Raw genomic sequence first — 21,338 nt, 5'->3', positions numbered from 1 at the left:
CTCGGCGCGCACGGTCCCCGGCCTCGCTCCGAACGGATGCACTGGTCAGAAACCAGCCTGTCCGCCCGAAGCGAAGCCGAGGAGCGTTTCATGGGGCTTACGCCTTGTTGTCGTCCACTTCGGAGAATTCGGCGTCGACGACGCCGTCATCGGCCTTCGGCGCTTCGGCCTCCGGCGAGGCTGCAGCAGCCTGCTCCTTCTCGTAGATCGCCTGGCCCAGCTTCATCGCGACGGTCGCGAGTTCCTGCGCCTTGGCCTTCATGGCTTCGGCGTCGCCACCTTCGATCGCCGACTTGGTTTCGGCAATCGCGGCTTCGATCTCGCCCTTCAGCGAGGCGTCGACCTTGTCGCCATGTTCGGCCAGCTGTGCCTCGGTCGTGTGGACCAGGCTTTCGGCGTTGTTCTTGGCTTCGGCGGCTTCACGACGCTTCTTGTCCTCTTCGGCGAAGCGCTCGGCATCCTTGACCATCTGGTCGATGTCGGAGTCGCTGAGGCCGCCCGAGGCCTGGATGCGGATCTGCTGTTCCTTGCCGGTGCCCTTGTCCTTGGCGGACACGTTGACCAGGCCGTTGGCGTCGATGTCGAAGGTGACTTCGATCTGCGGCACGCCGCGCGGTGCCGGCGGGATGCCGACCAGGTCGAACTGGCCGAGCAGCTTGTTGTCCGCCGCCATTTCACGCTCGCCCTGGAACACGCGGATGGTCACCGCCTGCTGATTGTCGTCGGCGGTCGAATAGACCTGCGACTTCTTGGCAGGGATGGTGGTGTTACGGTCGATCATGCGGGTGAACACGCCACCCAGCGTCTCGATGCCGAGGCTCAGCGGGGTCACGTCGAGCAGCAGCACGTCCTTGACGTCGCCCTGCAGCACGCCGGCCTGAATGGCGGCGCCCATGGCGACGACTTCGTCCGGGTTCACGCCGGTGTGCGGTTCCTTGCCGAAGAATTCCTTCACGGCTTCGCGCACCTTGGGCATGCGGGTCATGCCGCCGACCAGAACGACTTCGCTGATTTCGCTGGCGGTCACGCCGGCGTCGGCCAGAGCCTTCTTGCAGGGCTCCATCGTGCGCTTGATGAGGTCGGCGACCAGACGCTCCAGATCGGCGCGGGTGATCGTCTTCACCAGATGCTTGGGACCATTCTGATCGGCGGTGATGAAGGGCAGGTTGACTTCGGTCGACTGGGCCGAGGACAGCTCGATCTTCGCCTTTTCAGCGGCTTCCTTCAGACGCTGGAGGGCCAGCTTGTCCTTGGTGAGGTCGATGCTCTCGGCCTTCTTGAAGTCGGCAGCCAGATATTCGACCAGCTTGGCGTCGAAATCCTCGCCGCCCAGGAAGGTGTCGCCGTTGGTCGACTTCACTTCGAACACGCCATCGCCGATCTCCAGGATCGAGATGTCGAAGGTGCCGCCGCCAAGGTCATAGACGGCGATGGTCTTGCCGTCCTGCTTGTCGAGGCCATAGGCGAGCGCGGCCGCAGTCGGCTCGTTGATGATGCGCAGCACTTCGAGGCCCGCGATCTGGCCGGCGTCCTTGGTCGCCTGACGCTGGGCGTCGTTGAAGTAGGCGGGAACGGTGATGACCGCCTGCGTCACGGTTTCGCCCAGATAGCTCTCGGCGGTTTCCTTCATCTTCTGCAGGATGAAGGCGCTGATCTGCGACGGACTATATTCCTCGCCACCGGCCTTGACCCAGGCGTCGCCATTCGGGCCCTTCGCGATGTCATAGGGGACGAGTTCCATGTCCTTCTTGGTCATGGGATCGTCGAAGCGGCGGCCGATCAGGCGCTTCACCGCGAAAATCGTATTGTCCGGATTGGTGACAGCCTGGCGCTTGGCCGGCTGGCCGATCAGACGTTCGCCATCCTTGGCGAAGGCGACGATCGACGGCGTGGTGCGCGCACCTTCCGCATTCTCGATCACCTTGGGCTTGCCGCCGTCCATCACAGCGATACAGCTGTTGGTCGTGCCAAGGTCGATACCGATAACTTTTGCCATTTGTGTCCTCTTTGAACCCCAAAATAAATTCAGCGGTTGACGGCCCAATACCTCACGTAAGCGCCAAGGCAAGGCCGGTTTGCGCAAGGGATATAGGCGCGCTTTCGCTTGGCACAAGGATCAGGCGCGATTAGTCAGGCATTGACCGGAAACGAGACAGTCACGGAGCCCTGATCCATGCGTGCGCCCCTTGCCCTTATCGCCCTCGCCGCGCCGCTGGCCCTTGCCGGCTGCGGCGACCCTGCGCCCAGCTATGTCGACCAGGCCTGGGTCCGGCTGTCGCCCAACAAGGATACGCCCTCGGCCGGCTATTTCGTGGCGCATGGCGGCGATGCCGGGGTGCAGTTGCGCGGGGTGATGACCGACTATGCGCTCAAGGTCGAGATGCATGAGAGCGTCGGCAAGGACGGCATGATGTCGATGCAGCCGATCGAGAGCGTCGACGTGCCGGCCAAGGGCACGGTGGCCTTCGCGCCGGGCGGCAAGCACCTGATGATCTGGGGCGTCAACGATACCGCGATCAGCCGGGGCAAGATGCAGCTCACCTTCCTGATGTCGAACGGCGACCGGTTGCTGGTCGATGCGGTGATCCGCAAGCCCGACGGCAGCGCAGCACCGGCGCCTGCCGCGGGCAATGCGACGGAAGAGCATAAGGCGCATTGACCAGCCGCCCGCTGACACTTGAGGAGGCCGCGCTCGCCCGGACGATGTTCGGCGACGCGATCGCCTATGACCGGGTGCGCGTCCACAACCGCAAATGGTGGCCCTTCCAGCCGCGCGCCGTGACCATGGCGCCCGACGGCGACCTTTGGTTTCATCCCGAAGGCGGATTGTTCTGCGACGATTTCTGCGCCAGCCCGCTCAGCCTGCAGGGCCTGTTCATCCATGAAATGACCCATGTCTGGCAGGCGCAGCGGTCGGGCAAATATTGGCTGCCGCTGATGCGACACCCCTTCTGCCGTTATGATTATGCGATCGAGCCGGGCAAGCCCTTCGCCCGATATGGCATCGAGCAGCAGGCCGAGATCGTCCGCCATGCCTTCATCCTGCGCCAGGGTGGCCGAGTGGAAGGCAAGCCGGGGATCGCGGTTTATGAGGCGCTGTTACCGTTTGCCGTGACCTAATCGCTCCCCTCATCCCCCATGGCCGCTGCGGCAACCGTCGGGGACGACGCTGCGGCTGAGCGAGGCGGTGGAGAAGATATCGGCTTCGGGCAGGCTGTGGCTGTAGGTGAGGACCGCGCTGGTCAGCCGCTCCGTCGCGTCGCCATTGGCGTCATGGATCGTCGCCGCGATGATCGCGCCGTCGTCGAGCACATCATAGGTGCGCAGATTGCCGTCATCGGCCACCGCGATGCGGGATACGGGGCCATAGCGACCGCCGGTCTCCCGCCCCAGAAACTCCTTGGCGACCAGTTTGCGGTTGGCATCGACGCCACAGGCGGCGGCCGCGAGTGACGGCGAAGTTGACACTTCACCAGTGCGCACGTCGAGATGCTGCGCCTCCCCCGTGGCGCAATTGGCGACGATCCGGTCGCGCGGGGTTTCGACCCGGTGACGGTCGCCCTGATGATATTCGGCCGCCCATTCCTTGAGCTGCACTTCCTCACTGGGCGTCACCACATTCCAGGTGCAGACCGCATATGTCGCTTTCGTTGTCCGCGTCAGCGCGAGCACCGCGTCCACATCCTGGGGCGGGGCCGCAGCCGTCAGCAACAAGGGCAGCAGGATTATCCCCTGACGTCCAACAGGTTTCCGCATCGCCGGCACCTCCTTGATCGATCGGCACCCAAGCTAGAGCCTGATCGCGCGCTGGCAATGGGCAAAGAAAAAGGGCGGACCAGATGGCCCGCCCTCTTCGGATTTCCGGCATGATGCCAGAGGCTTAGTATACGCGCGCCTTCGGCTTGATATACTCGGCCTCGTCGGTCATCGTATAATCGTGGACCGGACGATAATCGAGGGTCACCTTGCCGCTCGAACCACCCCAGCCTTCGAACCAGCTGATGGTGTGCTTCATCCAGTTTTCGTCGTCGCGGTTCGGGAAATCCTCATGCGCATGGGCGCCGCGCGATTCCTTGCGGGCCTCGGCGCCTTCCATCGTGCAGATGGCCTGGCTCATGAGATTGTCCAGTTCCAGCGTCTCGATCAGGTCGGTGTTCCAGATCAGCGAACGGTCGGCGATCTTGACGTCCTGAAGGCGCTTGTTGACCGCCTGCATCTTGACGACGCCATCGGCCAGCAATTCGCTGTCGCGGAACACGGCAGCATGCTTCTGCATGGTGCGCTGCATGTCCATGCGGATGTCCGCCGTCGAGGTGGTGCCATTGGCATTGCGGTAGTGATCGAGGCGCGACAGCGCCAGATCGGCCGCATTGGCCGGCAGCGGCTTGTGCGGGGTGTTGGGCTTGAGATTGTCCTTGAGGAACAGGCCGGTTGCGCGGCCGAACACGACAAGGTCGATCAGCGAATTGGAGCCCAGGCGGTTAGCGCCATGGACCGACACGCAAGCCGCTTCGCCGACCGCGAACAGGCCCGGCACCACGACTTCCGGATCGTCGCCGACCTTCGTCACCACCTGGCCATGATAGTTACAGGGGATGCCGCCCATATTGTAATGGACCGTCGGGGTCACCGGCAGCGGCTGGCGGGTCAGATCGACACCGGCAAAGATCTTGCCGCTTTCGGTGATGCCCGGCAGGCGCTCGGCCAGAACCTTGGGGTCGATATGGTCGAGGTGCAGGAAGATATGATCCTTGTGCTCGCCGACGCCACGACCCTCGCGCATTTCCATCGCCATCGAGCGCGACACGACGTCACGCGACGCCAGATCCTTCGCCGAGGGGGCATAGCGTTCCATGAAACGCTCGCCTTCGGAATTGGTGAGGTAGCCGCCTTCGCCGCGCGCGCCTTCGGTGATCAGCACGCCCGCGCCATAGATGCCGGTCGGGTGGAACTGGACGAATTCCAGATCCTGCAGCGGCAGGCCGGCGCGCAGCACCATGCCGCCACCGTCGCCGGTGCAGCTATGGGCCGAGGTGGCCGAGAAATAGGCGCGGCCATAGCCACCGGTCGCCAGCACGACGGCATGGCTGCGGAAGCGGTGGATGCTGCCATCTTCCATGCAGATGGCGATGACGCCGCGGCATTCCTTGCCGTTCGGGCCATCTTCCATGATCAGGTCGATGGCGAAATATTCGATGTAGAAGTCGGCGTCATACTTCAGGCTCTGCTGATAGAGAGCGTGCAGCATGGCGTGGCCGGTGCGGTCGGCGGCGGCGCAAGTGCGCTGCACCGGCGGGCCGGCGCCCATATTCTGCATGTGGCCGCCGAACGGACGCTGATAGATGGTGCCGTCCTGGTTGCGGCTGAACGGCACGCCGGCATGTTCCAGCTCGATCACCGCCGCCGGCGCTTCGCGCACCATATATTCGATCGCGTCCTGGTCGCCCAGCCAGTCCGACCCCTTGACGGTGTCGTACATGTGCCAGGTCCAGTGATCGGGGCTGTTGTTGCCGAGCGAGGCGGCGATGCCGCCCTGCGCCGCCACGGTGTGGCTGCGGGTCGGGAACAGCTTGGTGATGCAGGCGGTCTTGAGACCCGCTTCGGCGCTGCCCATGGTGGCGCGCAGGCCCGAGCCGCCGGCACCCACGACGACGGTGTCGTAGGTATGGTCGATGATCTTGTAAGCTTCGCTCATTACTTGACGACCCCGATGAAGGCGATCTTGGCGATCGCGAAGACGCCCGCGGCAGCGCCGGCATAGGCATAGAAGTTCAGCAACAGCATCGAGAAGAAGGCCAGGCCCTTGTCGTGGACATAGTCCTCCAGCATGACCTGCATGCCCAGACGCAGATGCATGAAGATGCTGACGACCATCAGCATCAGCGGCACGGCGACCAGCGGATTGTGGATCCAGTTGACCACGCTCTCATAATCGAGACCGGGCAGCGCGATCAGGCTGAAGAGCAGCCACAGCACCAGCAGCAGATTGCCGATGGCGGTGTAGCGCTGTGCCAGCCAGTGGTGCGCGCCATGCTTGGCCGAGCCAAGACCGCGGACGCGGCCGATTCCGGTTCCGGTTCCCATCAGAATTTCCCCAGGCAGATCGCGGCCCAGAAGGCGGCGGTGGCGATCGTCGACAGCACGAAGGTCAGGATCGACCAGGTCTTGCTGGTCTTCAGGTCATAACCCGCACCCATGTCGAGCACGAAGTGACGCAGACCCGAGAAGAGGTGCTGGAAGAAGAACCAGGACAGGCCCGCCATGACCAGATAGCCGATCGGCGAGGTCGCGCAGGTGACGAAGGTGGCATAGGCTTCCGGGCCGGTCGCGGCGGCCATCAGCCACCAGATGAGGCCAAGAGCACCAGCGGTGGCCAGGCCATTGCCCGTCACGCGGTGAATGATGGAGACGGCCATTGCCGGCCCCCATTTCCAGATCGTCAAATGCGGCGAGAGCGGCCGGCTTGTGGTTCGCGCCATGTCTACCCAGGTCCCTGCTATGTCCTTTGAGTCCGCTCCCCTTAGGAGCGAAGACGCCGAAGGGCAAGCCGCGCGGACCATGTCGATGCGCGCGCCCAAATAAGAAGTGATTAACCAAATGGCGCTATCACCGCCTGGTTCGTCCTGACACCTATTTGGGGTTCTGCAATCCATGACTTCCGCCACCACGCCCAGGAACGCCATCGCCCAGATGCTGGCCGAAGTGGACCCCCGCGGTGATCTGGCCCGTGGCATGGCCGAAATCGAGCAGCTGGTTGCCGACGATGCGGTGATTGCCGCGCGCACCTTCTTCTCTACCTATATGGACAGTTCGGGCCTGCGAAACCGGTTGCAGCCCACGACGCTGGCGAAGATCGAGACCGCCGCGCATGAATATGTCCGCCAGAAGCTGCGCCATTACAGCGCCGGCGACTGGGCGCTGTCCTCCACCGCCTGCGTCCGCCACGCCCGCAAGCACGGCATTTCGGTGCGCGGCGTGCTGCTGCCCGTCGCCGCGGCCAACGAGAAACTGACCGATATCATCTGGGAACGCGCAGCCGACGACGCCACCCGGCGCCGGCTGGTCGACATCATGGCGCAGGTCGGCATGGTCGATGCCGGGCTGATGGCCAATGTGATCGCGATCGACGATGCCGAAAGCCAGCGCAATGCGCGCCAGCAGTTCGGCGTCCTGTTCGAACAGCGCATCATGGGCGAGATCGACGGCGCGTCGCAGCTGGGCGAATCGCTGCGCGAGCAGGCCAAGGATGCCTCTGCCGCGACCCGCGGTATGCTGGGCAAGGCGTCGGAAGTCGCCGCAGCCGCCGAACAATCCGCCCTTGCGATGCGCGAGGCTGCCCGCACCTCGGCCGGCCTGATCCGCGCCATCGAGGACGCGCGCACCGAAGTGGAAAGCGCCGCCGAAGTGGCACAGCGCGCCGCGTCGCAATCGGGCGACGCCGTTTCCATGTCGGCCACCCTGTCGGACCATGCCAAGTCGATCGAATCGATCCTGGGCCTGATCCGCGACATTGCCGGCCAGACCAACCTGCTGGCGCTCAACGCCACGATCGAGGCCGCCCGTGCCGGTGACGCCGGTCGCGGCTTTGCCGTGGTGGCGCAGGAAGTGAAGAGCCTGGCCAACCAGACCGCCCGTGCCACCGACGAGATTGCCGGCAAGATCGCCGCCATCCAGGCATCGACCCGCCAGTCGGTGGAGACCAACGAGCGCATCCGCGATACCGTGGGCGAAGTGCAGGCCAGTGCCCAGCGCATCCGCCACGCCATGGACGCCCAGGCCCAGACCGTGACGATGATCACCGCCGCCGTCGACGAGACCGCGCTGGCGGCCGACTCGATGTCGACCACCATTTCGGCGATCCGCCAGGACACCGAAGTGGTCGCATCGGAAATCGACCAGTTGGAACGCGGCTTCATGAGCGTCGAGGGCAAGCTGTCCAGCCTGCGGCATGCCTCCAGCGACTTCGGCCGCCAGGTCGCCTGAGACTGGGCTGAGGCCGGGCTGCAAATAGCGCCTTTCTGCGCTTCCGGTGCTCACGTGCTTCAAGCACGTTCCGTCGGACCGAGGCACGTGACTCGGTCCGAGGTTCTCGAAAGTCACTATTTTCGCTCCGGCCTGAGCCCAATCTGACAATTGCCAGATGCTTCCCCTCTTCCCTCTGCTGGTCTAAAGGCGGCGGCATGAATGATGTCGCTGCGCCAGCCGCCCAGAGCTGGAAAGTCACCCTGCCCTGCACCCGCGCCGAAGCGGAGGCGCTGGACGGGGACATCGCCGCCTTCGCCCTGATGGAGCATCCGCCGGTGCTGATGACCAGCGAGGCGGAGCCGGACGACGAGAATAAGTGGCAGCTCGACGCCTATTTCGAGGGCAAGCCGAGCCCGGCGGCGATCAAGCTGCTCAAGACCCTGGTGCCCAGCGCATCGGGCATCAAGCCGCAGGTGGAAGCGCTGCCCGACGAGGATTGGGTGACGATGAGCCAGCAGGGGCTGGAACCCGTCACCGCCGGTCGATTCCATGTGCGCAATGTCGCCAGCGATCCCGAACAGCCCGGCCATGTCAATTTCCTGATCGAGGCGAGTCGCGCCTTTGGCACCGGCCAGCATGAGACCACCGCCGGCTGCCTGGCGATGATCGACCGGATGCGCGGCGTCGGCATGCGCTTCCGCAATGTCGCCGATATCGGCACCGGCACCGGCCTGCTCGCCTTTGCCGCGATGACATTGTGGCCGCGCGCCCATGCGATTGCTTCCGACATCGATCCGGTGGCGGTCGACATCAGCCGCGAGAACGCCGTGGCGAACGGCATTGCCCTGGGCGGGGGCGCCGGCCAGTTGGCGCTCTGCACCGCTGCCGGCGTGGATCATCCCGCGCTGGTCGGGCGCGCGCCCTATGACCTGCTGATCGCCAATATCCTGGCCGGGCCGCTGATCGAACTGGCGCCATCGCTCTGCGCATTGGTGGAGGATGGCGGCACGATCGTGCTCGCCGGCCTGCTCAATGAACAGGCCGATGCGGTAATCGCCGCCTATCGCGCGCAGGGCATGCGCCTCGCCGAACGCAGCGATCGCGGCCATTGGCCGACGCTGCGCCTGCGCAAGCGGCCGCAGATCGGCTGGAAGCGGCCCCGCCGCATCAATGCCGCCGCGCGTGGCGAAGCCCCCGGCTTCGGCAGCATCTGACTTTTCGACTTATCCACAGGAGACGCTTTCATGGTCCTCACCCGTCAGACGATCATCCATGACGGTCCAGGCGGCACGTTCGAAAGCGTCGCCGTGGTCGACAATGCCGCCGCCGGCCCGGTGCCGGGCATCCTGCTGGTGCCCAATGTCCTGGGCACCAAGGAAGCCGACTTTGCCTATGCGGAAAAGGTTGCGGCGCTGGGCTATGCGGTGCTGGTCGCCGACGTCTTTGGCCAGGGCAAGCGCACCACCCGCGAAGATCCCGATGCCGGGCGCTACATGAACGAGCTCAACGCCGACCGCGCGCTGCTGCGTGACCGGATGCTGGGCGCCCACGCGCTGCTCAAGGATATGTCGGCGGTCGATGCCGCCCGCACGGCCGCGATCGGCTTCTGCTTCGGCGGCAAATGCGTGCTCGACCTGGCCCGCGCGGGCACCGACATTGCCGGCGGCGTCAGCTTCCACGGGGTCTATGAGGCACCGCCCTTCCCCAACGCCACGATTACCGCCAAGCTGCTGGTCTGCCATGGCTGGGAAGACCCGATCGCCCCGCCCGAAGCGACCGTCGGCCTGGCGAAGGAACTGACCGAGGCGGGCTGCGACTGGCAGATTCATGCCTATGGCCACACCGGCCACGCCTTCACCGACGAAAGCGTCCATATGCCCGAAAAGGGGCTGGCCTATAGCGCCGACGCCGACCGGCGCAGTTTCCGCGCGATGGTGAATTTCCTCGACGAGCTGTTCGGCTAAACCGCGAGCAGCTTCTCCACCGCTGCCGCGATCGCGAACAGGCGCCGGTCCTGCCCGGCCCGCGCCATCAGCATCAGGCCGACCGGCAGGCCGCCCTCGCGCGGCAGCGGCAGGGAAATGGCGCACAGGTCGAAGCTGTTGCCGAGGCCGGTGTTGCGCAGCAGCAGCCGGTTGCGGGCGACGAAGGCGTCGGCATTCGCCACTTCGGCCTGAGTCGGCGCGACGATCGGCGTGGTCGGCAACACCAATATGTCCAGTCCGGCCAGGCGCGCGTCCATCGACCGCACCAGCGCAGCGCGCTCCACCAGCATCTGCTTATGGCGTTCGCGCGTCACGTCACGGCCCGCCTGCATCCGCGCCAGCACGATCGGATCGAAATCCTGCGCACGGGTCGCGATTCGATCGCGATGGATGGCATAGGCCTCGACCGAGGCGATCGGCACCGGCGACTGGAGCGCCTGCATCGCATCGAATTGCGGGAAGACCTCGTCACTGAGCGTCACACCCGCCTTGCCCAGCCGCGCCAGCGCATCGGCAAAACGCGCCGCGACGGTCGCGTCCAGATCGGCCAGCGGCAGGCCCTGGGAAATGCCGGCGCGCAGCCCCTTGAGCGGTGCGAGGTCGAGCCGGCGGGGCGCCTCGCCCGCCAAGATCGCATCGGTGCGGAAACAGGCGTCGACGCTGGTTGCGATCGGCCCGATCGAATCGAGCGTGGGCGAGAGCGGAAAGGCGCCGTCGGTCGGCACCCGCGCCTTGGTCGGCTTGTAACCGACGACACCGCACAGCGCAGCGGGGATGCGGCAGGAACCGCCGGTATCGGTGCCGATGGCGATCTCGCACATCTGATCGGCCACCGCGACGCCGCCGCCGCTGGTCGATCCGCCCGGCACGCGGCCCCGGTCGGCCGGATTGCCCGGCGTGCCATAATGGGGATTCACGCCGACGCCGGAAAAGGCGAATTCGACCATGTTGGTCTTGCCGACGATCACCGCGCCGGCCTGCTTCAGCCGGGCAACGACCGGCGCATCGACGGTGGCGGGCGGGGCATCGGCCAGGATCAGCGAACCGGCGCGGGTCGGCTCGCCCGCGACATCGAACAGATCCTTGATGCTGACGATCGCGCCGTCGATCGGCGAGAGCGGCGAAGCGGCGCGGGCATCGGCCGCATCCGCCGCCGCCCGCGCGCTGTCCGCATAGAGGGTGAGGTAGGTGCGCCTGCCCTCCCCCGCCGGGTCGGCGATGCGCGCGAGCGCGGCTTCCAGACGCTCGCGCGACGGGCGGGATTTGGCGATGGCCGGCGCGCCGACGGTGCCGAGCGCCATGGCGCCACCGGCGCCGTGCAGGATCGTCCGTCGCGTCACGCCGCCATGCTCCATTATTGCCCCCCGACCAGCCTCGTCAGATATCCTCGATCATCTCCGCCAGCACGGCCAGGCAATCCTTGCCCAGTTGCGCCGAACGGGCCGGCGACCAGCCGAAATCGGCGTCGGGCAGATCGTCATTATCCTTGAACGGCATTTCCAGCGTCATCGCGACCGCGCCGAAGCGTTCGGCCAGCTGGTTGGTCGACATGGCGAGATTGGCCTTGCCGCCGCCCGCCACCGGATAGCCGAGGCGCGTCTGGAAATCGGGCGTGCGGGCCGCCAGCGTGTCGCGATAGCGATGATAGAGCGAGAGTTGCCGGTCGGTGATCGAGGGAATGCCCTCAAAGCCGGCCAGGAAGACCGCCGGAATCGCCTCGTCGCCATGCACGTCCATGGCGAAATCGACGCCGGTTTCATCCATCGCGGCACGGACCAGATAGACTTCCGGGCTCTTCTCCATCGACGGCTCATGCCATTCGCGGTTGAGATTGATGCCCGCCGCATTGGTGCGCAGATGACCGCGCCGGCTGCCGTCGGGATTCATGTTGGGGACGATGTGGAAGGTCGCCTTCTGGCGCAGATAGCGCGCCACCGCATCCTCGTCGTCGGTCAGGCGCTCCAGCGCGCCTTCCATCCACCACTCGGCCATGCTCTCGCCGGGATGCTGGCGGGCATAGAGCCAGACATTCTTGGGGCCTTCGCCGACGCTCAGCATGTCGAGCGGCTGGCCGTCCAAGGTCAGGCCGAGTTCGCGATGCTCGACGCCCGGCTGGCAGGCGGCCCAGGCGACCAGGTCATGATGGCGCTCCATCGAATAGGGCGCGAAATAGGCGAGCCAGACGGCATTGCTGTCGGGCGAGAGGCGGATGGTCAGCGTGCCGTCGGCATAGTCGGTATCGGCTTGCAGCCAATTCTCGCGATCCTCGCTCATCCGCGCCTTGTAGCCCGGCCAGCCGTCGGGATAGGCCGAGCCCGCGCAGTTCACGATCGCCAGTTCCACTTCGCGTCCGGCGGCACCCGCCAGACGGAAATGGAACCATTGATAGAAGTCGCTGTCCTTGTCCTTGACGATTTCCAGCTCGGCGCGGACGCCTTCTGGACTGTCGGTGATGGAAAGAACGCGGATGTTGCCGCTGTCGAAGGCGCTCGAAATGGAGATGGTCATTTGACCGTTATAGTGCGCCCGGATTCGCCCGGATAGCCCCCGAGGAGGGCGGCAGCGAGCTTTTGCGCGACGGCGCGCGGCTGCGATTCGGGCGTGCCTTCACGCGATTCGGTCGAGGCGCGGCCTTCCCAGATGGCGGCCTGATCGCTGCGACGGCGAATCTGGATCTGCAATTCGGTGGAGACGATATCCTTGGGCTTGCCCGACAGGTTGATGCCGACGCCCAGCCCCAGGCCGGAATAGCCGCCACTGCCCAGCGCGCCGCCGACGCCGACGCTGACCGGCTTGTCATTGCGCGCGGTGCCGGTCGGGCGGAAGCTGCGGCGGAAGCCGACCAGCGCGACATAATCGCTGCCCGCATCGCCCGCATTGGTGAAGCCGACGCGCTGCAGTTCCTGGCTCACTGCGCCTGCATAGGTGCGGAATTCCAGGCCAACGTCCGGATTGCCGGGGATTTCCTGTACCGCGATCGATCCGGTCTGTGCCGGGCTGCCATTGTGGAATCGCGTCACCTCCACCGACGGCACCGTCGCGCAGGCGGCGAGCGACAGGGCAAGACAGGAGGAGAGGATGATCTGTTTCAACATGCGATTGCACTCCAACGGGACTATGTCCAACACGCCGCCGACATAGCATTCCCTTCCAACGGGTGAAGCCATGACTTGGCTGCATGCAGGATGAACGGTGGCAAAAGGCGGTGGCCTGCGCTTGACTTTCGGCCGCCTCCCCCATAGGGGCTGCGCTTCGATTTTTCCAATCAGACATGATTCCAGAAGGCTGACAATGAAGATCCGCAACTCGCTCAAGTCGCTCAAGGGCCGCCACCGGGACAACCGCGTGATCCGTCGTCGTGGCCGGACCTACGTCATCAACAAGACCAACCGTCGCTTCAAGGCCCGCCAGGGCTAAAAGCGCGGACGGATCGGCTCGCCGATCCTCCGGACCTTCCAAAGGTCTTATTGAGCGCCCGATCCCATGGATCGGGCGCTCAACGTGTTGGCGCGGCATTTTCACGCGAATCGATTCGCGGCCATAAAAAAAAGCGCGGCCGCCCGAATGGGGCGGCCGCGCCGAATCGATCATGCCAAAGCCGTCAGGCCGGCAGGCTGGGTGTCTCGTCGCGCCCCTTCAGCTCGTCGCCGCGCACGGTCGCCACATGCAGCACATTGGTCGAACCGGGCGTGCCGAAGGGCACGCCGGCCAGCACCACGATCTTGCCGCCCTTGGCGCTCATGTCGTGGCGCAACGCCATGCGGCGCGCCTTGCCGATCATTTCCTCGAAATTGCCGATATCCTTGGTGCGGATCGCATGGACGCCCCAGGTCAGGCCCAGCTTGCGCGCCGTGTCCGACCGCGGCGTCAATGCCAGGATCGGCGCGGACGGCCGCTCGCGCGCCACGCGGCGCACGGTGCTGCCCGATGAGGTGAAGCAGGTGATGACGCTGGCGCCGACGACCGGCACGATGCCGGCGGCAGCCTCCGCCAGGGCGTCGGCGGTGGTCGGGTCGGGCCGCGTTTCGGTGAAGTGCAGACGGGCGAAATAGCCCGGATCGCGCTCCACGCTATGGGCGATGCTGTCCATCATCGACACTGCCTCGACCGGCCAGTCGCCCGCAGCCGTTTCGGCCGACAACATGATCGCGTCAGCGCCGTCATAGACCGCGGTGGCCACGTCCGACACTTCGGCGCGGGTCGGGGTCGGCGCCTTGATCATCGATTCGAGCATCTGGGTCGCAACCACCACCGGACGGCCCATGCGGCGCGCGGTGGCAACGATCTGCTTCTGCAGCGGCGGCACCGCCTGCGGCGGCAGTTCCACGCCCAGATCGCCACGCGCGACCATCACGCCGTCGGCCATCTCGATAATCTCCTCCAGCCGCTGCACGGCCGAGGGCTTCTCGATCTTGGCCATCAGCGCGCCATGGCCGCCCATCAGCTTGCGCGCTTCGGCCAGATCCTCGGGCCGCTGGACGAAGCTCAAGGCGATCCAGTCGCAGCCCTGATCGACCGCGAAGCTGAGGTCTCGGCGATCCTTGTCGGTCAGCGCCGGCACCGGCACGACCACGTCAGGCACATTCACGCCCTTGCGGTTCGACAGGGTGCCGCCGATTTCGACGATGGTGTCGATTCGCGTGTCCGTGACTGCCTTCACCCGCAGCACCAGCTTGCCGTCATCCAGCAGCAGCCGGGTCTCGGGGACCAGCGCGGCGTAGATTTCGGGGTGTGGCAGGTTCACGCGCTCGACGGTGCCCGGCGTGTCGTCCCGATCGAGGACGAAGGGCGCGCCGGTTTCCAGCACCACCAGCCCCTTCTCGAACGTGCCCACGCGCAGCTTGGGTCCCTGAAGGTCGGCCAGAATCGTGGTCGGCCGGGAAAATTCCTTTTCCAGCTCGCGGATCGTGGCGATGCGGGCGGCATGATCCTCATGCGCGCCATGGCTCATATTGACTCGAAAGGCGTCGGCACCCGCGACAAACAAGGCGCGGATCATCTCTGCGCTCTCGCTGGCGGGACCCAGGGTCGCGAGAATGCGAACCTTGCGCGAGCGGGGCGATAGTCGTGTCATGTCTTCTCCTGGCCGTATTGATCGCCTCTGGCTTGCCAGGGCGTCGTTATCGATTATCCGTGCTGCACGACAGGATGATGTAGATTAAGCGAAAGGTTCCGCCTGTGTCCGCTACCATACTCAGTGACGCCGTCGCTGCAACCGCCTTCCGTCGGCTGATCGCGCATTTGCAGCATCGGACCGACGTACAGAATATCGACCTGATGGGCACGGCCGGCTTCTGCCGCAACTGTCTGGCCGACTGGATTGCCGAGGCGGACGGCAATCTGAACCGTGACGAAGCCCGCGCAATCGTCCACGGCATGCCCTTTGCCGAATGGAAGGCCCGCCACCAGGGCGAGGCGACGCCGCAGCAGATCGCAAAGATGCAGGAGAGTGTGGCGAAGAACGCGGACAACCATTAAGCTTTGGCATCAGGCTTCGGGCGACCCTGCCGGATCAGCCTGGAGTGCATTTCGCAACCCGGCATTTCTCAATTAGAGCCTGATTCACGGTATCGGCGGAAGCGCAAAGCGCTTCCACCTCAACCGATCAGGCTCTAGGAGCATCCGCCAACCGATTCACACTGACACGGAGATTCCCATGAGCGAGGGCAATATCGCAGCCGACCAGCTGCGCCTTCTGATCGAGCGCATCGAGCGCCTGGAAGAAGAAAAGAAGGGCATCGGCGACGACATCAAGGACGTCTATCTGGAAGCCAAGGCGACCGGTTACGACCCCAAGATCATGCGCCAGATCATCCGCCTGCGTAAGATGCAGCCGCATGACCGCCAGGAAATGGAAGCGATCCTGCAGACCTACCTGTCCGCGCTGGGCATGGAATAAGGCGGTCCACACCTTATTCCCGACCGGTGCAAGCCACCGGACCTTGCCGAGGGGTGCTGTCGACCTACATCTGGTCCAGCCCCCTCGCGCCAGGGGCGCCACCAAAATGAGAGGACGCCCCTTATGACCGACATCATCGTCAGCACCACCAGCCGCCTGGAAGGCCGTCCCGCCCAGGATTATCTGGGCATCGTCACCGGCGAAGTGATCGTCGGCGCCAACCTCTTTCGCGACCTGTTCGCCAGTGTGCGCGACATCGTCGGCGGCCGATCGGGCGCCTATGAGGATGTGCTGCAACGCGCCCGCAGCGAAGCGATCGAGGAGATGCAGGGCAATGCCCGCAAGCTCGGCGCCAATGCCGTCGTCGGCGTCGACCTCGACTATGAAGTGATCGGCGCCAATGGATCGATGCTGATGGTCTCCGCCTCGGGCACCGCGATCCGCTACTGATCGCGCCACCCCCGCTATCCTCTAGCGTTGCAGGATGGCGACGCGCTCGCTAGAGAGCGCGCTTCGGTTTCACAGAAAATGTCAGGAGAAGGCCGTGGCCGGCCATTCCAAATTCAAGAACATCATGCATCGCAAGGGTGCGCAGGACAAGAAGCGCTCGTCGATGTTCTCCAAGCTGTCGCGCGAAATCACCGTCGCGGCCAAGATGGGCATGCCCGATCCGGACATGAACCCGCGCCTGCGCCTGGCGGTCAACGCCGCCAAGGCCCAGTCGATGCCCAAGGACAATATCCAGCGCGCAATCGACAAGGCGATCGGCGGGGACATGGAGAATTACGAGGAAATCCGCTATGAGGGCTATGGCCCCGGCGGCGTCGCCATCATCGTCGAGGCACTGACCGACAATCGCAATCGCACCGCGACCAATGTCCGCACCGCCTTCGCCAAGAATGGCGGCAACCTGGGCGCATCGGGCGCGGTGAGCCATGGCTTCGACCGCCTGGGCCTGATCACCTATCCCGCCAGCGCCGGCGATGCCGACGCCGTCTTCGAAGCCGCGCTAGAAGCGGGTGCGGACGATGTCTCGTCGAACGAAGACGAGCATGAGATCTGGACCGCGATGGACGCGCTGCACGAAGTCGCCAAGGCGCTGGAAGCCAAGCTGGGCCCGGCAGAGGGCGCCAAGCTCGCCTGGAAGCCGCAGACCACGCTGGAAGTCGACGAAGCCAATGCCGCAACGCTGCTGAAGCTGGTCGACACGCTGGAAGATGATGACGACGTCCAGACCGTCTGGGGCAATTATGAAGTCTCCGACGCGGTGATGGAGAAGCTGGGCTAAGATGCCCGGCTCCCGTTCGCTTCGGGCGAGATCGCGCAGCGCCGATGCGCGCCGGTCTTGCCCGATGCGGACGATCCTGCACTCATGATCATACTTGGCCTCGACCCCGGCCTCGGCACCACCGGCTGGGGCCTGATTGCCGCCGATGGCAATCGCCTGACCCATGTCGGCAACGGCCAGATCAAGACCGACAGCGCGATGTCGCTGGCGACGCGACTGATGGCGCTCGATCTGGCGCTGACCGACCTGATCCTCGAACATCGGCCCGATGGCGCCGCGGTCGAGGAGGTGTTCGTCAACGTAAACCCGCAATCGACGCTGAAGCTGGGCCAGGCGCGCGGCGTCATCCTGCTGAATGCCGCGCGGTCCGGCATGGAAGTGGGCGAATATGCCGCCCGGCTGGTCAAGAAATCGGTCGTCGGCGTCGGCAATGCGTCGAAGGACCAGGTCCATGCCATGGTCCAGCGGCTGCTGCCCGGCGCCAAGATCGTCGGGTCGGACGCGGCCGATGCCCTTGCGGTGGCGATCACCCATGCCCATCATCTGGCGAGCGCCCGGCGGATGCCCGCGCGCTGACCTGCCATCGGAGACCATCGCGACCATGACCGACCTGCCCCACGCCCGCTACATCATCGTCCCGCATGACGGCGCGTGGAAGATCAACCTCAACAACAGCTATTACGGACCCTTCGCGACGCAGCAGGCGGCCATCGACAGCGCTACCGAAACGGCGAAGAAGGCGGCCGCAGGCGGCTATCCCGCATCGGTCCTGCTGATGAACGGCACCGCGTTCGATACGGCCTGGACCAGTATCGAAAACGACGACACCTGATTTTTACATATTTCGGGAACTCTTCGTCCCTTTCCGCATTTATCGACACCAGCATAAGCGGGCGCAGGGATGAGCAAGAAGATTCTGATCGTCGAGGACGAGATTTTCGTCGCATTGGAAATCGAACAGATCGTGCAGGATGCCGGCTTCGATGTCGGCGGCATCGCGGCCGACCGCGAGGCGGCGATGGCCGCCGCCGAATCCTGCGACATCGCCCTGGTCGACCTCAACCTGCGGGATGGCCCCACTGGTCCTGCCATCGGCATGGAACTGGCCAGCCGCTTCGGCATCAAGGTCATCTATGTGACCGCCAATCCGGCGCAGATCGGCACGGCTTCCGTTGCCGCGCTGGGCGTCGTCACCAAGCCCTTCCGCGCACAGAGCATTGCCCAGACCGTGCGCCTGGCCGCCACCGAAGCAGCCGACCTCGCCACGGCGGAAATTGCCGGCTTTACGCCCTTCCCGCCGCAGCGCGGTGCATCGAGCGTCGCGGTATCCGCAGGCTGAGCCGAAGTCCTTCGGGGCACCATTGCCGTTCGAGTTGACCACCCAGCTGACGCTCGACGCTGAGCGCGATCAGGCGACTGCCAAAGCCTTCGCTGGCGATCGGCGCCACACTCGGCCCGCCCTCTTCGCGCCAGTCGAGCCGGATATGCTCATCCTGCGTCACCACATGCAGCGCGATAAAGCCATCGGGCGTCGATAGCGCGCCATATTTGGCGGCATTGGTCGCCAGTTCATGAAACAGCAGCGCCAGCGGCGTCGCCGAGCGATCATCGATCGGCGGATTCTCGCCCGACAATTGCAACCGCTCGCGACCGCCATAGGGCGCGAAAATCTCCTCCAGCACGCCATGAAGCGATGCCTGTTCCTCCGCCATGCTGACGCCGCCGCCATGGGTCCGGACGAAGTCATGCGCCCGTCCCAGCGCCAGGATGCGGTCGCGCAGGTCGTCCGCCCCTTCCTGCATGCCCGGACGCTCGCGCGCCGACAGGCCGATAAGGCCGGCGATGACGGAAAAGATATTCTTGATCCGGTGCGACAGTTCATGCGCGATCATCTCGCGCTCTTCGAGCATCAGCTTCTGTTCGTGAATCTCGGTGCAGGTGCCGATCCAGCGGATGATCTGCCCCTGCGCGTCGCGGATCGGCAGGGCGCGCCCCAGCGTCCAGCGATAGAGGCCGTCGCGATGCCGCAGTCGATATTCGATTTCATAGGGATCGCCGCTCGCCAGCGAATGGCGCCATTTCTCCCAGGCCTTGGGCTGGTCATCGACATGGAACATGCCGTTCCAGGCATCGCCATCGGTCGATCCGGCCGGCACGCCGGTATATTCATACCAGCGCGCATTATAATAATCATGATAGCCGTCGGGCAGGGTCGACCAGACCATTTGCGGCATGGTGTCGGCCAGGGTACGGAACATGCGATCGCTGTCCGCCACCGCTGCCGCGTCGAGCCGCTGCTGGGCGATCACGTCGCGATCGCGGCGGCGTCCTTCCAGTTCCACCATCACCTGCCGCGCCAGCAGCGACAGCCCCTGGCGCTGCAGCGGGGTCAGGTCATCGCGCGGCACCGTATCGATGACGCAGAGCGCACCCAGCGGCTCGCCATCGCCGCCGACCAGCGGCGCCCCGGCATAGAAACGGATATGCGGCGCACCGGTGACCAGCGCATTGTCGATGAAGCGCGCATCCTGGGTCGCGTCGGGCACGACGAAGATATTGTCGCCCAGCATGGCAAGGGCGCAGAAGGAGACGTCACGCGGCGTCTCCTCCGCATCCAGCCCGACCCGCGCCAGAAAGCGCTGCCTTACATCCTCGACAATGCTGACGAGCGCGATCGGCGCCCCGCATAGTTGCGCGGCGAAGCTGGTGATATCGTCAAGGGTACGGAAACCGCCGGCGTCGAGATCATAAAGCGCCAGCAGCGCCGCCCGATCCGTTGCCAGGCCGCGTCCGTCAGCCATCGCTGACCCGCTCGATGTCGGCGCCGACGGCCGAGAGCTTTTCCTCCAGCCGCTCATAACCGCGATCGAGATGATAGACGCGGCTGACGATGGTCTCGCCTTCGGCGGCAAGGCCGGCCAGGATCAGGCTCATCGAGGCGCGCAGATCGGTCGCCATCACCGGCGCACCGACCAGCTTGTCGACGCCGCGTACGACCGCAGTGCGGCCGTTGACGCTGATGTCGGCACCCATGCGCGCCAGTTCAGGCACATGCATGTAGCGATTTTCAAAGATCGTCTCGGTCAGGACCGATGCGCCCTCCGCCTTGGTCAGCATCGCCATGAACTGCGCCTGCATGTCGGTCGGGAAGGCCGGGAAAGGCGCGGTCGACAGGGTCAGCGGCTTGAGCTTGCCGTCGGACGAAACGCGGATGCCGTCGCGATGCTCGTCGACCTGCACGCCCGCGTCGCGCAGCGCGGCCAGGATGGCGTGCATGTCGTCGGCATTGGCGCCGATCAGGTCGAGCGAACCGCCGGTGATCGCCGCAGCACAGGCATAGCTGCCCGCCTCGATACGGTCGGGCATGACACTGTAGGTCGCGCCGTGGAGACGATCGCGGCCATGGATCACCAGCTTGTCGGTGCCCACACCCTCGATATCGGCGCCCATTGCGATCAGCAGCTTGCAGAGATCGACGATCTCCGGCTCGCGCGCGGCATTTTCCAGGATGCAGGTGCCCTTGGCGAGCGAGGCCGCCATCAGCGCATTTTCAGTCGCACCGACCGACACCACCGGGAAGGTATAGATGCCACCGGGCAGGCCGCCATCGGGCAGGCTGGCGCGGACATAGCCGGCCGCGATCTCGATGATCGCGCCGAAGGCTTCCAATGCCTTGAGGTGCAGGTCGATCGGGCGGTTGCCGATCGCGCAGCCGCCGGGCAGCGACACCCGTGCCTCGCCGGCGCGGGCGAGCAGCGGCCCGAGCACCAGGATCGACGCGCGCATCTTGCGCACGATGTCATAGGGCGCCTCGGTCGAGGTCACGCGGCCGGCACGCATCGTCATGACGCGGCCGAAATCCTCCGGACGGGCGCCCTCGATCATGGTCGACACGCCAAGCTGGTTGAGCAGATGGCCGAAGCTGTCGACGTCGGCCAGGCGCGGCAGATTGCGCAGCGCGACGGGCTCGTCGGTCAGCAACGCGCAGGGCAGCAGCGTCAGGGCAGCGTTCTTAGCGCCGGAGATGGGAAGGCGGCCATTGAGTTGCTTGCCGCCGCGAATGTGAATGCGGTCCATTGGCTAGGTTTCATAGCGTCTATTGCGCGCCGTGCAAGGCGCGCGCGCGGTCGTTCGGCGTGAAAAACGGGCAGGGACGGGCGCGGCGGAAGACTATTTTCGCGGATCGCCGCAACCTTGATCG

24 protein-coding genes are annotated in these 21,338 nt (G+C 65.2%); 13 read left to right on the top strand and 11 right to left on the bottom strand.

Features of this window, described 5'->3' with window-relative positions; translation table 11 throughout:
* Positions 1-97: 97 nt before the first annotated feature.
* Positions 98-1,996, bottom strand: coding sequence for a molecular chaperone DnaK (dnaK, locus tag A0U87_RS12955; RefSeq protein WP_004210200.1), 1,899 nt, complete (start codon positions 1,994-1,996; stop codon positions 98-100).
* A gap of 177 nt (positions 1,997-2,173) precedes the next feature.
* Between dnaK and A0U87_RS12950 the strand changes: the two genes are divergently transcribed.
* Both A0U87_RS12950 and A0U87_RS12945 read left to right on the top strand, forming a co-directional pair.
* Positions 2,174-2,659: a copper chaperone PCu(A)C gene (locus tag A0U87_RS12950; RefSeq protein WP_037515827.1), complete on the top strand. Its 486-nt coding sequence runs from the start codon at positions 2,174-2,176 to the stop codon at positions 2,657-2,659.
* On the top strand, positions 2,656-3,120 hold the full coding sequence (locus A0U87_RS12945; protein WP_048936365.1) for a hypothetical protein: 465 nt from the start codon (positions 2,656-2,658) through the stop codon (positions 3,118-3,120). Before A0U87_RS12950 ends, A0U87_RS12945 begins: the two co-directional genes overlap by 4 nt.
* 9 nt (positions 3,121-3,129) lie before the next feature.
* Here the strand turns inward: A0U87_RS12945 and A0U87_RS12940 are convergent, their stop codons facing one another.
* The 4 genes from A0U87_RS12940 to sdhC all read right to left on the bottom strand — a co-directional run bounded on the left by A0U87_RS12940 (position 3,130) and on the right by sdhC (position 6,479).
* Positions 3,130-3,756, bottom strand: a complete 627-nt coding sequence (locus A0U87_RS12940; protein ID WP_048936454.1) for a hypothetical protein — start codon at positions 3,754-3,756, stop codon at positions 3,130-3,132.
* Between the two features lie 124 nt (positions 3,757-3,880).
* Positions 3,881-5,695 (bottom strand): succinate dehydrogenase flavoprotein subunit, encoded by a 1,815-nt coding sequence (gene sdhA / locus A0U87_RS12935; RefSeq protein ID WP_004210194.1) that lies wholly within the window; start codon positions 5,693-5,695, stop codon positions 3,881-3,883.
* Complete coding sequence (sdhD, locus tag A0U87_RS12930; RefSeq protein ID WP_004210192.1) at positions 5,695-6,084, bottom strand: succinate dehydrogenase, hydrophobic membrane anchor protein; 390 nt, start codon at positions 6,082-6,084, stop codon at positions 5,695-5,697. The genes sdhA and sdhD overlap by 1 nt, the downstream gene beginning before the upstream one ends.
* On the bottom strand, positions 6,084-6,479 hold the full coding sequence (gene sdhC / locus A0U87_RS12925) for a succinate dehydrogenase, cytochrome b556 subunit (protein ID WP_037490915.1): 396 nt from the start codon (positions 6,477-6,479) through the stop codon (positions 6,084-6,086). Before sdhC ends, sdhD begins: the two co-directional genes overlap by 1 nt.
* Before the next feature lie 172 nt (positions 6,480-6,651).
* Here sdhC and A0U87_RS12920 point away from each other — a divergent pair, with 172 nt between their 5' ends.
* The 3 genes from A0U87_RS12920 (at position 6,652) to A0U87_RS12910 (ending at position 9,929) form a co-directional block, all read left to right on the top strand.
* Positions 6,652-7,983: a methyl-accepting chemotaxis protein gene (locus A0U87_RS12920; protein WP_029547951.1), complete on the top strand. Its 1,332-nt coding sequence runs from the start codon at positions 6,652-6,654 to the stop codon at positions 7,981-7,983.
* A gap of 197 nt (positions 7,984-8,180) precedes the next feature.
* Entirely contained in the window at positions 8,181-9,179 is a 999-nt protein-coding gene (locus tag A0U87_RS12915) for a 50S ribosomal protein L11 methyltransferase (RefSeq protein WP_048936364.1), read from the top strand.
* A 30-nt stretch (positions 9,180-9,209) separates the two neighbouring features.
* Positions 9,210-9,929 carry a dienelactone hydrolase family protein gene (locus A0U87_RS12910; protein WP_048936363.1) on the top strand — a complete coding sequence of 240 codons (720 nt, stop codon included), beginning with the start codon at positions 9,210-9,212 and terminating at the stop codon, positions 9,927-9,929.
* On the opposite strand, the gene A0U87_RS12905 is transcribed toward A0U87_RS12910, so the two are convergent.
* Genes A0U87_RS12905 through A0U87_RS12895 form a run of 3 tightly spaced genes read right to left on the bottom strand, consistent with a single transcriptional unit; the run spans position 9,926 to position 13,045 of the window.
* Positions 9,926-11,290: an amidase gene (locus A0U87_RS12905; protein ID WP_234415652.1), complete on the bottom strand. Its 1,365-nt coding sequence runs from the start codon at positions 11,288-11,290 to the stop codon at positions 9,926-9,928. The genes A0U87_RS12910 and A0U87_RS12905 overlap by 4 nt on opposite strands.
* A gap of 37 nt (positions 11,291-11,327) precedes the next feature.
* Complete coding sequence (locus A0U87_RS12900; protein ID WP_048936362.1) at positions 11,328-12,458, bottom strand: M14-type cytosolic carboxypeptidase; 1,131 nt, start codon at positions 12,456-12,458, stop codon at positions 11,328-11,330.
* Positions 12,455-13,045: a DUF4136 domain-containing protein gene (locus tag A0U87_RS12895; protein ID WP_004210178.1), complete on the bottom strand. Its 591-nt coding sequence runs from the start codon at positions 13,043-13,045 to the stop codon at positions 12,455-12,457. Before A0U87_RS12895 ends, A0U87_RS12900 begins: the two co-directional genes overlap by 4 nt.
* Positions 13,046-13,241: 196 nt before the next feature.
* Here A0U87_RS12895 and ykgO point away from each other — a divergent pair, with 196 nt between their 5' ends.
* Positions 13,242-13,367 carry a type B 50S ribosomal protein L36 gene (gene ykgO, locus A0U87_RS12890; protein WP_004210176.1) on the top strand — a complete coding sequence of 42 codons (126 nt, stop codon included), beginning with the start codon at positions 13,242-13,244 and terminating at the stop codon, positions 13,365-13,367.
* Positions 13,368-13,551: 184 nt separating this feature from the next.
* On the opposite strand, the gene pyk is transcribed toward ykgO, so the two are convergent.
* Entirely contained in the window at positions 13,552-15,024 is a 1,473-nt protein-coding gene (gene pyk / locus A0U87_RS12885; RefSeq protein WP_010339297.1) for a pyruvate kinase, read from the bottom strand.
* 104 nt (positions 15,025-15,128) lie between these two features.
* Here pyk and A0U87_RS12880 point away from each other — a divergent pair, with 104 nt between their 5' ends.
* The 7 genes from A0U87_RS12880 (at position 15,129) to A0U87_RS12850 (ending at position 18,476) form a co-directional block, all read left to right on the top strand.
* Positions 15,129-15,428, top strand: a complete 300-nt coding sequence (locus A0U87_RS12880) for a DUF1244 domain-containing protein (RefSeq protein WP_048936361.1) — start codon at positions 15,129-15,131, stop codon at positions 15,426-15,428.
* A gap of 178 nt (positions 15,429-15,606) precedes the next feature.
* On the top strand, positions 15,607-15,849 hold the full coding sequence (locus A0U87_RS12875) for a DUF2312 domain-containing protein (RefSeq protein WP_004210171.1): 243 nt from the start codon (positions 15,607-15,609) through the stop codon (positions 15,847-15,849).
* Between the two features lie 123 nt (positions 15,850-15,972).
* Entirely contained in the window at positions 15,973-16,299 is a 327-nt protein-coding gene (locus A0U87_RS12870) for a heavy metal-binding domain-containing protein (protein ID WP_004210170.1), read from the top strand.
* A gap of 94 nt (positions 16,300-16,393) precedes the next feature.
* On the top strand, positions 16,394-17,137 hold the full coding sequence (locus tag A0U87_RS12865) for a YebC/PmpR family DNA-binding transcriptional regulator (protein ID WP_004210169.1): 744 nt from the start codon (positions 16,394-16,396) through the stop codon (positions 17,135-17,137).
* An 84-nt stretch (positions 17,138-17,221) separates the two neighbouring features.
* Positions 17,222-17,713 (top strand): crossover junction endodeoxyribonuclease RuvC, encoded by a 492-nt coding sequence (gene ruvC, locus A0U87_RS12860; protein WP_004210168.1) that lies wholly within the window; start codon positions 17,222-17,224, stop codon positions 17,711-17,713.
* A gap of 25 nt (positions 17,714-17,738) precedes the next feature.
* Complete coding sequence (locus tag A0U87_RS12855; protein ID WP_004210167.1) at positions 17,739-17,969, top strand: DUF2188 domain-containing protein; 231 nt, start codon at positions 17,739-17,741, stop codon at positions 17,967-17,969.
* A 69-nt stretch (positions 17,970-18,038) separates the two neighbouring features.
* The gene (locus A0U87_RS12850; RefSeq protein WP_037515798.1) at positions 18,039-18,476 is read left to right on the top strand and encodes a response regulator; all 438 of its coding nucleotides are present in this window, start codon (positions 18,039-18,041) and stop codon (positions 18,474-18,476) included.
* On the opposite strand, the gene A0U87_RS12845 is transcribed toward A0U87_RS12850, so the two are convergent.
* Entirely contained in the window at positions 18,421-19,938 is a 1,518-nt protein-coding gene (locus tag A0U87_RS12845) for a PAS domain-containing protein (RefSeq protein WP_048936360.1), read from the bottom strand. The genes A0U87_RS12850 and A0U87_RS12845 overlap by 56 nt on opposite strands.
* The gene (gene murA / locus A0U87_RS12840) at positions 19,931-21,214 is read right to left on the bottom strand and encodes a UDP-N-acetylglucosamine 1-carboxyvinyltransferase (protein WP_004210161.1); all 1,284 of its coding nucleotides are present in this window, start codon (positions 21,212-21,214) and stop codon (positions 19,931-19,933) included. The genes A0U87_RS12845 and murA overlap by 8 nt, the downstream gene beginning before the upstream one ends.
* Positions 21,215-21,338: the final 124 nt, after the last annotated feature.

Source organism: Sphingobium sp. MP9-4 (assembly GCF_005281675.1).
Classification (GTDB): Bacteria; Pseudomonadota; Alphaproteobacteria; order Sphingomonadales; family Sphingomonadaceae; genus Sphingobium; species Sphingobium yanoikuyae.
Note: the sequence above shows the minus strand (reverse complement) of the source record. Positions and strands in the feature narration are given on the sequence as shown.